The sequence below is a fragment of the Agromyces intestinalis genome, assembly GCF_008365295.1.
Lineage (GTDB): Bacteria > Actinomycetota > Actinomycetes > Actinomycetales > Microbacteriaceae > Agromyces > Agromyces intestinalis.
This window is the reverse complement of the sequence record NZ_CP043505.1, coordinates 982,861-995,754: the sequence shown is the minus strand read 5'-3', so window position 1 is coordinate 995,754 and position 12,894 is coordinate 982,861. Positions and strand designations below refer to the sequence as shown.

General features: G+C 71.3%; 11 protein-coding genes. 8 read left to right on the top strand and 3 right to left on the bottom strand.

Annotated features, from left to right (window positions below):
* Positions 1-13 precede the first annotated feature (13 nt).
* Complete coding sequence (locus FLP10_RS04610; RefSeq protein ID WP_149159805.1) at positions 14-886, top strand: LLM class flavin-dependent oxidoreductase; 873 nt, start codon at positions 14-16, stop codon at positions 884-886.
* Here FLP10_RS04610 and FLP10_RS04605 read toward each other — a convergent pair.
* Positions 820-2,145 carry an MFS transporter gene (locus FLP10_RS04605; RefSeq protein ID WP_149159804.1) on the bottom strand — a complete coding sequence of 442 codons (1,326 nt, stop codon included), beginning with the start codon at positions 2,143-2,145 and terminating at the stop codon, positions 820-822. The two genes, FLP10_RS04610 and FLP10_RS04605, sit on opposite strands and share 67 nt — an antisense overlap.
* An 88-nt stretch (positions 2,146-2,233) precedes the next feature.
* Here FLP10_RS04605 and FLP10_RS04600 point away from each other — a divergent pair, with 88 nt between their 5' ends.
* From FLP10_RS04600 to FLP10_RS04590, 3 genes are read left to right on the top strand one after another with little or no spacing between them, the layout of a single operon-like run.
* Complete coding sequence (locus tag FLP10_RS04600) at positions 2,234-2,827, top strand: CGNR zinc finger domain-containing protein (RefSeq protein WP_149159803.1); 594 nt, start codon at positions 2,234-2,236, stop codon at positions 2,825-2,827.
* Between the two features lie 58 nt (positions 2,828-2,885).
* Positions 2,886-4,409 (top strand): ATP-dependent DNA ligase, encoded by a 1,524-nt coding sequence (locus tag FLP10_RS04595; RefSeq protein WP_149159802.1) that lies wholly within the window; start codon positions 2,886-2,888, stop codon positions 4,407-4,409.
* A gap of 16 nt (positions 4,410-4,425) precedes the next feature.
* A complete protein-coding gene (locus FLP10_RS04590) occupies positions 4,426-6,270 on the top strand; it encodes an SLC13 family permease (RefSeq protein WP_149159801.1) in 1,845 nt (614 codons plus the stop codon).
* 45 nt (positions 6,271-6,315) lie between these two features.
* On the opposite strand, the gene FLP10_RS17365 is transcribed toward FLP10_RS04590, so the two are convergent.
* Together FLP10_RS17365 and FLP10_RS04585 are read right to left on the bottom strand one after the other, a co-directional pair.
* Positions 6,316-6,486 (bottom strand): hypothetical protein, encoded by a 171-nt coding sequence (locus FLP10_RS17365; protein ID WP_168209101.1) that lies wholly within the window; start codon positions 6,484-6,486, stop codon positions 6,316-6,318.
* A 75-nt stretch (positions 6,487-6,561) separates the two neighbouring features.
* Positions 6,562-7,557: a LacI family DNA-binding transcriptional regulator gene (locus FLP10_RS04585; RefSeq protein ID WP_149162079.1), complete on the bottom strand. Its 996-nt coding sequence runs from the start codon at positions 7,555-7,557 to the stop codon at positions 6,562-6,564.
* A gap of 157 nt (positions 7,558-7,714) precedes the next feature.
* Here FLP10_RS04585 and FLP10_RS04580 point away from each other — a divergent pair, with 157 nt between their 5' ends.
* From FLP10_RS04580 to FLP10_RS04565, 4 genes are all read left to right on the top strand, one after another.
* The gene (locus FLP10_RS04580; RefSeq protein ID WP_149159800.1) at positions 7,715-8,665 is read left to right on the top strand and encodes a carbohydrate ABC transporter permease; all 951 of its coding nucleotides are present in this window, start codon (positions 7,715-7,717) and stop codon (positions 8,663-8,665) included.
* A 128-nt stretch (positions 8,666-8,793) separates the two neighbouring features.
* On the top strand, positions 8,794-9,603 hold the full coding sequence (locus FLP10_RS04575) for a carbohydrate ABC transporter permease (protein ID WP_246150346.1): 810 nt from the start codon (positions 8,794-8,796) through the stop codon (positions 9,601-9,603).
* A gap of 76 nt (positions 9,604-9,679) precedes the next feature.
* The gene (locus FLP10_RS04570) at positions 9,680-11,023 is read left to right on the top strand and encodes an ABC transporter substrate-binding protein (protein WP_149159799.1); all 1,344 of its coding nucleotides are present in this window, start codon (positions 9,680-9,682) and stop codon (positions 11,021-11,023) included.
* A 69-nt stretch (positions 11,024-11,092) separates the two neighbouring features.
* Positions 11,093-12,880: a glycoside hydrolase family 35 protein gene (locus tag FLP10_RS04565; protein ID WP_149159798.1), complete on the top strand. Its 1,788-nt coding sequence runs from the start codon at positions 11,093-11,095 to the stop codon at positions 12,878-12,880.
* The last annotated feature ends 14 nt before the right edge of the window (positions 12,881-12,894 follow it).

Below are 12,894 nucleotides of genomic sequence, written 5' to 3'. Positions count from 1 at the left end.
GCAGCATGGTCGGATGCCTCGCATCGGAGCCATCTTCCAGCCCGCCTTCCCGCCCGAGCGCTTCCGCTCCGTCGTCGAGTCGGCCGAGGAGGCCGGCGTTCCCGAGCTCTGGCTGTGGGAGGACTGCTTTCGCGAATCGGCGTTCGCCGCGGCATCCGCCGCCCTCGCCTGGACCGACCGCCTGAAGGTCGGCATCGGCATCGCGCCCATGCCGCTGCGCAACGTCGCGCTCACCGCGATGGAGATCGCGACCGTCGAGCGGCTGTTCCCCGGGCGCATCATCCCCGGCGTCGGGCACGGCGTGCTCGACTGGATGGGGCAGGTCGGCGCGCGCGTCGCCTCGCCGCTGACGCTCATGCGCGAGTACGTGCCCGCGCTGCGGTCGCTGCTGGCCGGCGACGAGGTCACGACCGACGGCCGGTACGTGCGGCTCGACCGGGTGCGGCTCGACTGGCCGCCCGCGACCGCTCCCGCAGTGCTCGCCGCCGGCGAGGGGCCGAAGACCCTGCACCTGACGGGCGAGGTCGCCGACGGCACGATCATCCCCGCGGGCGCGTCGACCGATCGCATCGCGGCGTCGGCCGAGACGGTCGCCGGCGGATGGTCTGCCGCGGGCCGCGACGGGGCGCCCGAGATCGTGGTGTTCCTGGTCGCCGGGTTCGGCGGCGACGAGGCGCGCGAGCGCGCGATCGCCGACCTGCGGGCGTGGAACCCGAACGCCGACGCGTCGCTCGTCGCGACGGGCGGCGTCGATGACGTCGTGGCGACGGTGCAGCGCTACGCCGCGGCCGGGGCGACCTCGGTGATCCTGCAGCCCGCTCAGGACGAGCCCGACCTCGAGGGGTTCTCGGCACGGGTCGGCGAGGTCGCGACGCTCATCGGCTGAGTGGCAGCCGGGGCGGGCGCTGCGGTGTGCTCGGCCGCACGCACGAGTCGTGACATCCGGCCCCAGATCGCCGCGAACCAGACGGCGACGCCGATCGCGACCGCGCTCGAGATGCCGAGCACCGCGTCGACGCCGAGCGTCGAGGCGCCGAACGCCGCGAATGCGGAACCCAGTGGCAGCGCGCCCCAGCTCACGACGCGCGACGCCGCGTAGACACGACCGATGAGCGCCGCCGGCGTCGTGCGCTGGCGGATCACGGCCACGAGGATGCGCCACACGCTCGAGCCCGCGCCGGCGACGACGAGCCCCGCCAGCACGAGCCAGGCGCCGGCGCCGAGGGCGGCGGGCAGCACGAGCGCGATCGTTCCGACGAGGTCGAGCACGAGCAGTGCGACCGTGCCGAGGCGCCGCTCGAGGCGGGCCGTCACGGCCGAGGCCGCGATGCCGCCGGCGGCCATCGCGGCGAGCATCCACCCGTAGGCTGCGGTGTCGAGCCCGAGCGGGCCCGGAGCGACGGCGTAGAGCACGAACACCGACGCCCACGCACCCCACACGAGGCTCATCGCGGCGGTCAGGAGCGTCAGTGGGCGCTGCAGCGGGTGGCGCCACAGGAAGGCGATGCCGTCGCGCACGCGCGGGGTCGTGTCGGATGTCTCGCTGTCGGATGTCTCGCCCGATGTGGCGCGCCAGGCGGCCGCGGGCCGGGAACGGGCCAGCAGCAGCGCGGCGATGCCGGCGACCGCGTACAGCGCGCCGCCCGCGACCACGGCGACGGCCGAGGAGACCGCGACGAGCACGCCCGCGAGGGGAGGGCCGGCGAGCTGGTTCGCGATGTTGACGGTGGCCTCGAGTCTCGCGTTCGCACCGGTGAGGCGGTCGCGCGCGACGACCCGCGGCACTGCGGCGATGAGCGCGGTGTCGACGAGCGTCTCGGCGAGGCCGTACAGCACCGCGACCGCGATGACCAGCGGCACGATCCCCACCTGCGCGACGACGGCGACCGCGAGTGCGCCGAACGCGAGCACGCGCGCTGCCGAGACGATCGCGAGCAGCCTCGGCGCGGCGACCCGGTCGACGATCCAGCCGGCGTGCAGGCCGAACAGGGGCCAGGCGATGGTGGCTGCGGTGACCACGAGCCCGACCTCGGCGGGGGACGCGCCCGCCGCGAGCGCGATGAGCGGCAGTGCGGTGAGCAGGATGCCGTCGGCGAGGTTGGCGCTGCCGGCGCCGAGCCAGAGCCATCGGAATGCGGTGTTCATGTGACCTCACCAGTCAAATCATGTTCACTGGTGAAATTACGTGCCGGCACCCAACCTGTCAAGGGGCTTTGAGTGGTAAAGTCCGCACATGGAGTTCGAACACGTCGGCAACGCGGAGTGCCTCGAGCTCGCCAACACGATCCCCGACCGCAGCGAGGGCGGCGCGCGCGACTGGCTCGCCGACCCCGCGGTCGCGACCGCGTGGGCGGCCTCGCTCGAGTTCGAGCCCGCGCGCCCGTTCACGACCGCCGACCTCGCGTCGCTCGCCGACCTGCGCGACGCGGTGCACACCGCGTTCGCCGCGCTGGCCGACGGGGCATCCGTGCCGCACGCCGCCCTCGCGACCGTCACCGAGGCGCACGCGGCCGGGCTCGGGCGTTTCGGGTACGTCGCGCGCGACGGCGCGGGCACGCACGGTGCCGCCACTCGCGACGGCGCGGTCACCCGAGATTGGCCCGCCCGGTGGACCGCCGACGCGCTCGCCGCCCGGTTCGCCGAGTCGGCTGTAGCCGAACTCACGGGCGACCGGCTCGACCGGCTGAAGGCGTGCCCGAGCTGCGGGTGGCTCTTCATCGACACGAGCCGCAACGGCGGTCGACGCTGGTGCTCGATGCGCACCTGCGGCTCGCGCGACAAGGCCCTGCGGCACTACCGACGCCGGCACACCGTCGCCGACGCGTGAGCGGGGCCTGCGCCTCCGTGCCTGCTCCGATGTCGGCGGGCGATGCCAGACTGGGCCCGTGCTGCTCGACGAGCTCGTCACGACGACCGAGGCGGTCGCCTCCACTCGCTCGCGCCTGGCCAAGGTCGCGGCGCTCGCCGACCTGCTCGCGCGGCTCGAGGCCGACGAGATCGCACCGGCGGTCGGGTTCCTCACGGGCCGCCCCCGTCAGGGCAGGGTCGGGGTCGGGTGGCGCGGCATCGGCGGCGCGATGGGCGATGCGGCGGATGCTGCGAGCCTCACGGTCTCCGACCTCGACGCCGCGCTCGATGACCTCGCGAGCCGTGCCGGCGGCGGGCCCGCGTCCGAGCGTGCCGCGACGCTGCGCGCGCTGACGGCCAGGGCCACCGACCGCGAACAGGACTTCATCGCCCGAGTGATCCTCGGCGAGTTGCGCACCGGCGCGCTCGAGGGCGTGCTGCTCGACGCCGTGGCGCGCGCCGCCGACCGGTCGGTCGCCTCGGTTCGGCGCGCCGCGATGCTCTCGGGCGATCTCGGTGCGACCGCCCGCATCGCACTCACCGGGTCGGCGGCCGAGCTCGACGCGGTCGGGCTCGTGGTCGGGCGGCCCGTGCTGCCGATGCTCGCTGCGACCGCGCCGACGGCGGCGGACGCGGTCGGGCAGACCGGCGAGGCATCCGTGGAGTTCAAGCTCGACGGCGCGCGCATCCAGGCCCACCGGCACGGCGACGAGGTGCGGGTGTTCACTCGCAACCTCGCCGACATCACGCATCGCCTGCCCGAAGTGGTCGATGTGGTGCGATCGCTGCCCGTGCGCGATGCGATCCTCGACGGCGAGACGCTGTCGCTCGACGAGAGCGGCGCGCCGCGGCCCTTCCAAGACACGATGGCGAGGTTCGGCGCCGATGCGAGCCGCGAGGCGGTGCTGCATCCGTGGTTCTTCGACGTGCTGCACGTCGATGGGCGCGACCTGATCGACGAACCGCTGTCGGCGCGCCTGGCCGAGCTCGAGCGCGTCGCACCCGACCACCGCATTCCCGGCGTGGTCACCGCCGACGCCGCGATCGCCGAACAGGTCTCGCGCGACGCGCTCGCCGCCGGGCACGAGGGCGTGGTCGTGAAGGCCATCGACTCGACGTACGCGGCCGGGCGCCGCGGCTCGAGCTGGGTGAAGGTCAAGCCTGTGCACACCTACGACCTGGTCGTGCTCGCGTGCGAGTGGGGGTCGGGGCGGCGCACCGGGTGGCTGTCGAACCTGCACCTCGGCGCGCGCGACCCCGACGGCGAGTTCGGCGATCCGGGCGGGTTCGTCATGGTCGGCAAGACGTTCAAGGGCCTCACCGACGACCTGCTGCGCTGGCAGACCGAGCGGTTCCCCGAGATCGAGGTGCGTCGCACCGCGAACACGGTGTGGGTCGCGCCGGTCACCGTCGTCGAGATCGCGATCGACGGTGTGCAGCGGTCGAGCCGCTACCCGGGCGGGGTCGCCCTGCGGTTCGCGCGTGTCAAGCGCTACCGCGACGACAAGGACGCGGGCGAGGCCGACACCATCGGCACGCTTCGAGCGCTGCTGCGCGGCTGAGCGATACCGTGGCACCGTGAACTGGCAACTGCTGGTGGTGCTCGCGATGCTGATCGCCGCGGTCGCGATGTTCGCGATCAACCGGCCGCGGATGGACGTCGTCGCGGTGCTGGTGCTGGTCGCGCTGCCGCTGACCGGGGTGCTCACCGTGCCCGAGACGCTGGCCGGCTTCGCCGATCCGAACGTCGTGCTCATCGCGGCGTTGTTCGTCATCGGCGAAGGGCTCTCGCGCACCGGCCTGACGTACCGGCTCGGCGACTGGCTCTCGGCGAGGGCCGGAAGCAGCAGCACCCGCCTGCTCGTGCTGCTGATGCTGAGCGTGGCGGTGCTCGGCGCGTTCATGAGCTCGACGGGCGTCGTCGCGATCTTCATCCCGGTGGTCGTCAGCATCTCGGCCCGGCTCGGCATCTCGCCGCGCATGCTGATGATGCCGCTCAGCTTCGCCGCCCTCATCAGCGGCATGCTCACCCTCATCGCGACCGCGCCGAACCTGGTCGTCGACGCCGAACTCCGGCGCGCCGGCGCCGACGGATTCGGCTTCTTCAGCGTGACGCCGTTCGGGCTCGTGGTGCTCGCGCTCGGCATCGGGTACATGCTGGTGGCCGGGCGGTTCCTCGGCTCCGACCGCGACGACGACGCCGGGCCGCAACGGCGCACCTACGAGCATCTGATCGGCGAGTACCGCCTCGCCGACCGTGAGCGTCGGCTCAAGGTCGGCCGGCGTTCACGGCTCATCGGTCGGAGCGTCGAGCAGACCGGGCTCGCGCGAGATCACGGCATGCGCGTGATCGCCATCGAGCGCCGGCGCTGGTTCCAACGCAGGCTGGAAGTGACCGCGGGGGTCGGGGGTGCGGTGCTTCACCGGGGCGATGTGCTCTTCGTCGATGTGTTCGGGGCGACCGACGACCTGCCGCCGCGGTTGCGCTCGCTCGGGCTCGAGCAGCTGCCGCTCGAGGACGGGTTCCTCACCGAGCTCTCCCGCGAGGTCGGGCTCGGCGAGGTCATCCTGCCGCCGAACTCGGCGGCGCTCGGGCGCACCGTGGGCGAGCTGCGCACTCGCGACGACCACCGCGTCGAGGTGATCGGCCTGCGGCGCGGTTCGACCGCCGTCTCGGGCGTCCTGGCCGCTGAGCGGGTGCGGCTCGGCGACACCCTGCTCGTGGTCGGCGCGTGGAGCGACGTGCAGCGACTCGGGTCGCGCAGCGACGACTTCGTCGCCCTCGAACTGCCGGCCGAGGTGAGCGAGAACTCGCCGGCCGCGAACCGGGCGCCGTTCGCGCTGCTCAGCGTCGCGGTCATGGTCGTGCTCATGGTCACGGGCATCGTGCCGAATGTCATCGCCGCGCTCATCGCGTGCCTGCTGATGGGGCTGTTCGGCTGCATCGACATGCCGAGCGCGTACCGTTCGATCCACTGGCCGACGCTGCTGCTCATCGCCGGCATGCTGCCGTTCGCGCTCGCTCTCGAGCGCACGGGCGGCATCGACCTCGCCGTGTCCGCGTTGACCTCGACGCTCGGGCAGGGCAACCCGATCCTGCTGCTAGCCGGACTCTTCATCACGACCGCGGTGATCGGTCTGTTCGTGTCGAACACGGCGACGGCGGTGCTCATGGGTCCGGTCGCCATCGCCACGGCCGACCACCTCGGTGCCTCGCCATTGCCGTTCGCGATGGTCGTCGTGCTCGCCGCGTCGGCGGCGTTCATGACGCCGGTGTCGTCGCCGGTCAACACGCTCGTGCTCGGGCCGGGCCGATACCGGTTCGCCGACTTCCTGAAGATCGGTACGCCGTTCACCGTCGTCGTGCTCATCGTGGCGGTCACGATGGTGCCGTGGCTCCTGCCGCTCTATCCGAACGGGTGAGCGGCGAAGCGGCTGCCGAGCGGCCGCCTGTCGCGAACGCGGCCGTCAGTCGCTGTCGTCGTCGCGGCGGATGCGCACCCCGCCGGCGCTGCGCCCCGCGTCGAAGTCGTCGCGACGGGAGACGCGGGCGCGGGCACGGCGGTTGTACGCCTCTTTGAGCTTGTCGTAGCGATCGTGGGAGACGATGTGGTGGTCGTTCCCGCTGTGCTCGCTCATCGCGTCCCCCCCCCCGGGTCGTCGTGCGCTCCTGCGACGAGCCTAATCGCGTTCGCAGCGGCGCACAGGCCCGCGTCACGGTCGATTCGTGTCCGGCGGCGGCGCGGTGCTCTCGCGCACCACGAGCGCGGTGCGGACGAGGGCGCTGGCACGTCGCTCGCCGCTCTCGACCTCGTGCAGCAGCGCCTCGACCGATCGCCGACCGACCTCGTCGAAGAACTGGCGCACCGTCGTCAGCGGCGGCCAGTAGCTGCGTGCCTCCTCCATGTCGTCGAACCCGACGACGCTGACGTCCTCAGGCACGCGGCGGCCCGACTCGTGCAAGGCGCGCAGCACCCCGAGGGCCATCTGGTCGTTCGCAGCGAAGATCGCGGTCACGTCGGGGTCGGATGCCAGGGCGAGCCCGTGCGCGTGACCCGACTCGCTCGACCAGTCGCCGACGAGCGGGGGCGGCACCTCCGCGCCGTGCTCGCGCAGCGTCGCCTCCCACGCCTCGCGGCGATGGGTGGCCGAGTACGAGCGTTCGGGGCCGCCGACGTGGTGCACGGTGCGGTGGCCGAGGGCGAGCAGGTGTTCGGTCGCCAGCCGTGCGCCGTGCGCCTGGTCGGTGTCGACGACGGGGTAGCGGTCGCCGGCGGTCGAGTCGACGACCACGACCGGCAGCTCGGCGGGCAGCACCACGTCGCGCTCGTCGAGCAGGTGCACCTCGACGATGATGATGATGCCGTCGACGGCTTCTTCGCTGAGGCGTCGCATCGCACCCGACACCTCGCCCTGCGTGGGGTGCGCGACCGGGATGAGCGTGATCGAGTAGCCGGATGCCGCGGCGGCCTCGGCGATCGCGTCGAGCGTGCGCATGTTGCCGAAGCTCGAGAGGGTGAACATGATCACGCCGATGCTGTGGAACCGGCCGCTGCGCAGGGCGCGCGCCGCGCTGTTCGGGCGGTAGCCGACTTTCTGCATCGCGTCGAGCACGCGTTCACGCGTCTCGGCGTCGACGTTGTCGCGGCCGTTCGCCACGCGCGAGACGGTCTGCCCGGAGACGCCGGCCTCACGGGCGACGTCGGCCATCGACGGGCCGCGGCGGCGCGCAGTCGGGGTGGTGGGCTGGGCGCTGGTGGTCGGCACGGCACTCCTCGGGTCGTCTGCACAGGGTGGCGCATGTTGACGTGAACATGCTACTCTGCCCTCACCCATGTTGACGTGAACATGCGCCGATTGGAAGCGAATGACGACGATGTCCCACCCCTCGACCGCGCTGCGGCCCCCGAACGCGGCGCCATCGGGGCGACCGCGTCGGCCCCGGCGGGTGAACCGCAACGAGTGGAAGGGCCTCGCGTTCACCGCGCCGTTCCTCATCGTGTTCCTGCTCGTGTTCATCGCACCGGTCGCGTACTCGATCTGGCTCAGCCTGTTCCGCGAACAACTGGTGGGCGGCAACGCTTTCGTGGGCCTCCAGAACTACGCGCAGCTGCTCGAGGATCCCCAGTTCTGGGACGGCTTCCTCCGGGTCCTCCTGTTCCTCGTCGTCCAAGTGCCGATCATGCTCGCGATCGCCCTCGTCGCGGCCCTCGCCATCGACAGCGCCCGGCTGCACGCATCGGGGTTCTTCCGCATCGCGGTCTTCCTGCCGTACGCGGTGCCCGCCGTCGTCGCGGTGCTCATGTGGGGGTTCATCTACGGCGACAAGTTCGGACTCGTCGGCAACGTGAACGACTGGCTCGGAGCATCCGCCATCGCCCCCTTCGCGCGCGACTGGATCCTCGTCTCGATCGGCAACATCGTGACCTGGGAGTTCGTCGGCTACAACATGCTGATCTTCTACTCGGCGCTGAAGGTGATCCCGACCGAGCTCTACGAAGCCGCAGCGATCGACGGCGCCGGGCCGACCCGGGTCATCACCGCCATCAAGATCCCGGCACTGCGCGGGGCCATCGTGATCGCGACGATCTTCTCGATCATCGGCAGCTTCCAGCTCTTCAACGAGCCGAACATCCTGCGCACGCTCGCACCGAACATCATCACGACGTTCTTCACCCCGAACATGTACGCCTACAACCTGTCGTTCGCGGGCCAGCAGTACAACTACTCGGCGACGGTCGCGATCGTCATGGGCGTGATCACCGCGGTGATCGCGTACGTCGTGCAGCTGCGCGGTTCGCGCAAGGAGGTGCGATGACCACGCTCACCGAGGCGATGACCACGGCGGATGCCTCGCGACGCGGTGGTGGCGAAGGTCGCGGCGCTCGCGGCCGGCACCCGGTCTCGCCATTGCGTCCGCGCAAGTCGGTCGCGTTCACGATCCTCATGGTGCTGCTCGCGATCTACGCGCTGGTGCCCATCCTCTGGCTCGTCATCAACTCGACGAAGACCCAGGCCGGGTTGTTCTCGAGCTTCGGGCTCTGGTTCGACGACGACTTCGTGCTGTTCCAGAACATCTGGGAGACGCTGACCTACCGCGACGGCATCTTCCTGCGCTGGCTCGGCAACACGCTGCTCTACGTCGTGGTGGGCGCGGGCGGTGCGACCCTGCTCGCGACGCTCGCAGGATACGGGCTCGCGAAGTTCCGGTTCGCCGGGCGCCGGGCGATCTTCGCCGTGGTGCTCGGGGCGATCGCGGTGCCGGGCACGGCGCTTGCGGTGCCGACGTTCCTGCTGTTCTCGAGCCTCGGCCTGACGAACACGCCGTGGGCGATCATCATCCCGTCGCTGATCAGCCCGTTCGGCCTCTATCTGGTCTGGGTGTACGCCGTCGACTCGGTGCCGACCGAACTGCTCGAGGCCGCCCGCATGGACGGCGCGGGCGAGTTCCGCACGTTCTTCACGATCTCGATCCGCCTCCTCGCGCCCGGCATCGTGACGGTGCTGCTGTTCACCGTGGTGGCGACCTGGAACAACTACTTCCTGCCGCTCATCATGCTGAGCGACCCGGCGTGGTATCCGCTCACGGTCGGGCTCAACCAATGGAGCGCGCAGGCGACCGGCGTGAGCGCCCAGCCCATCTACAACCTGGTGATCACGGGGTCGCTCCTCACGATCATCCCCATCGTCGTCGCGTTCCTCGGCTTGCAGCGGTTCTGGCAGTCGGGGCTCAGCGCCGGAAGCGTCAAGCAGTGACGCGCCCGCGTCGCTCGTCGACGCGCACCACCCCATGCACCACGCACAGCACGAAGAAGTGAAGGGAACCCCGCACATGTCCAACCACCACAGCGCCCTCCGGCGCACGCTGGCCGTCGCGGCGACCGCCGCGATCGCAACGGCGGCCCTCGCCGCCTGCTCGCCCTCGTCTGGCGGCGAGTCGGGTTCGGGCGGGGCCTCCGACCTCGACGCCGCGCTCGAACAGGGCGGCACGATCACGTACTGGAGCTGGACCCCCAGCGCCGAGGCGCAGGTCGCCGCGTTCGAGGAGGCGTACCCGAACGTCGACGTCGAGCTCGTCAACGCCGGCACGAACACCGACGAGTACACGAAGCTGCAGAATGCGATCAAGGCGGGCTCGGGCGCCCCCGACGTCGTGCAGATCGAGTACTACGCGATCCCGCAGTTCGCCCTGTCGGACTCGCTCCTCGACCTCGGACAATATGGCCTCGACTCGCTCGAAGACCAGTTCAGCGCGTCGACCTGGGGCGCCGTGAACGTCGGCGGCAAGCTCGTCGGCCTGCCGCAGGACTCGGGCCCCATGGCGCTGTTCTACAACAAGGCGGTCTTCGACCAGTACGGCATCGCCGTGCCCGCCACCTGGGACGAGTACGCCGACGCGGCCCGGCAGCTGCACACCGCCGACCCGACGAAGTACATCACCTCCGACACCGGCGACGCCGGATTCACGACCAGCATGATCTGGCAGGCCGGCGGCCGCCCGTTCCAGGTCGACGGCACCGACATCACGATCGACCTCGCCGACGAGGGCACCCAGCAGTGGACCGGCGTCTGGAACCAGCTCGTGCAGGAGGGCCTGCTTTCGCCGACGCCCGGCTGGACCGACGAGTGGTACCAGGGCCTCGCCGACGGGTCGATCGCGACGCTCGTGACCGGTGCCTGGATGCCCGGCGTGCTCGAGTCGAGCGTGGCCGACGCGGCCGGCGACTGGGCGGTCGCCCCGATGCCGACCTACGACGGCACCGCGGTGTCGGCCGAGAACGGCGGCGGTGGCCAGTCGGTGACGAAGCAGTCCAAGAACCCGGCACTGGCGGCGGCGTTCCTGCGTTGGCTGAACAGCGACCCCGCGTCGATCGAGATCTTCCTCGCATCGGGCGGGTTCCCGTCGACCACCGCAGAGCTGAACGACCCCGGCTTCCTGGCGTACGAGTCCGACTACTTCGGCGGCCAGAAGATCAACGAGGTGCTCGTGCAGGCCTCGAAGGACGTCTCGAGCGGATGGCAGTACCTGCCGTACCAGGTGTACGCGAACAGCATCTTCGGCGATACGGTCGGCCAGGCGTACGCGAACGCGAGCGACCTGAACGACGGCCTCGCCGACTGGCAGGACAAGCTCGTCGCCTACGGCAACGATCAGGGCTTCAGCGTCAACAAGTAGCCCGTCCGACCGGGTGGGGGCGGCGACCTGCCGCCCCCACGCGTTTCCACCCCGCACCACAGGAGAACAATGAGCCGCTTCGCGATCGGCCCGACCGACTTCGAACTCGACGGGCGACCGCACCGCATCCTCTCGGGGGCGCTGCACTACTTCCGCGTCCACCCCGACCTGTGGGCAGACCGAATCCGCAAAGCCAGGCTGATGGGCCTCAACACCATCGAGACCTACGTCGCGTGGAACGCGCACGAACCGCGGCGCGGCCAGTGGCGAGCCGACGGCGACCTCGACCTCGGTCGGTTCCTCGACCTCGTCGCCGCCGAGGGCCTGCATGCGATCGTGCGCCCCGGCCCGTACATCTGCGCCGAGTGGGACAACGGCGGTCTGCCCGCCTGGCTCTTCCGCGACCCCGAGGTCGGCATCCGCCGTAGCGAGCCGCGCTACCTCGAGGCGGTCGCAGACTATCTCGAGCACGTCTCCGAGATCGTCGTGCCCCGCCAGATCGACGTCGGCGGCCCGGTCGTGCTCGTCCAGATCGAGAACGAGTACGGTGCGTACGGCGCCGACAAGGACTACCTCGAAACGCTCGTCCAGGTCACGCGCGAGTCGGGCATCACCGTGCCGCTCATCACGATCGACCAGCCGACGCCGCAGATGCTCGCCGACGGCGGCCTGCCTGGCCTCCACAAGACCGGCTCGTTCGGCTCGCACACCGCGCAGCGGCTGACGACACTGCGCGAGGCCCAGCCCACCGGGCCGCTCATGTGCATGGAGTTCTGGTGCGGTTGGTTCGACGACTGGGGGTCGCACCACCACGAGACGGATGCCGCGGCGAGTGCCGCGGAACTCGACGCGCTGCTCGCCGCGGGCGGATCGGTCAACATCTACATGTTCCACGGCGGCACGAACTTCGGCCTCACGAACGGTGCGAACGACAAGGGGCGTTACGCGCCGATCACCACGAGCTACGACTACGACGCGCCGCTGGATGAGGCGGGGCATCCGACCGAGAAGTTCTTCGCCTTCCGCGAGGTCATCGCCAAGTACGCGCCCGTGCCCGACGAGTTGCCGGCGTCGGCGCCCGACGCGCCCGAGCTCACGGCGCCGCTCGTGCCCGGCCCGGCGCTCATCGCCGTCGCCGACCGGCTGGGCGAGGCATCCGACCACGACGCGCTGCCGAGCTTCGACGACCTCGCGCACGACCGCGGCATCGCGATCTTCACGACGACGCTGCCGAGCAGAGCGAGCGAAGCCGACGGCACGGATGCCCCGCGGTCGGCGACCCTCGTCGTCGGCGACGAGGTGCGCGACCGCGCGTGGGTGCTCATCGACGGTGCGCCCGTCGGCCTGCTCGCCCGCGACGCCCACGAGCGGGCGATCGCACTGCCCGACGCCAGGGGCGAGCTCGCGCTCATCGTCGAAGACCAGGGTCGGGTGAATTACGGCCCGCGGATCGGCGAGCACAAGGGGCTGATCGGCGGCGTCGCGCTCGACGGCGACCGGCTGCGCGGCTGGCGCGCCCGCCCGCTCGACCTCGATCGTGTGCCGGGGCTCGCGCGCGAGTGGGCCGTTGCCGAGGCCGGCCCAGTGGCCGGCCCGCGGTTCTGGACCACTGCGTTCGACCTCGACGAACCGGCCGACCTGTTCCTCGACACCGGCGACTGGGGCAAGGGGCTCGTCTGGGTGAACGGAGTCCTGCTCGGCCGCTACTGGCGGCGCGGACCCCAGCGCACCCTCATCGTGCCCGGGCCGGTGACGAGGCGTGAGCGCAACGAGCTCGTCGTGCTCGAGCTCGAGGCGCTCGCAGAGGCATCCGCGCGCTTCATCGCCGGGCCGATGCTGGGGCACACCGACGTCTGATCCCGCAGGGGCGG